This window comes from Campylobacter sp. 2457A (assembly GCF_020135895.1).
Classification (GTDB): domain Bacteria; phylum Campylobacterota; class Campylobacteria; order Campylobacterales; family Campylobacteraceae; genus Campylobacter_D; species Campylobacter_D taeniopygiae.
Window position 1 is genome coordinate 1 of sequence record NZ_JACHTO010000128.1, and the last position, 239, is coordinate 239.

Here is a 239-nt window from a genome sequence, read left to right on the forward strand (position 1 = left end):
TCGCTCTTATTATATAATTTTCATCTTTAAAATAATAAGGTGAATCAGGATCTTTTCTTGTCCAATGGGTTTTGACATTGCAACCTACAATTGTATTTGGATCATTAAATGTATAATCAAATCTTAATAATTCTTTTCCTACCAAACCTTCAATAACGGGCAAAGCTCCTCCTGAATTATCAATCACACCATCCACATACCAAGGAGCAATTTTAGCTATAAGCAAAGAAAGGTATCCA

1 protein-coding gene is annotated in these 239 nt (G+C 32.2%); it reads right to left on the minus strand.

Features of this window, described 5'->3' with window-relative positions; translation table 11 throughout:
- Positions 1-239, minus strand: a 239-nt coding sequence (locus H2280_RS08630) for a DUF2920 family protein (protein WP_337216276.1), incomplete at both ends; no start/stop codon positions are given.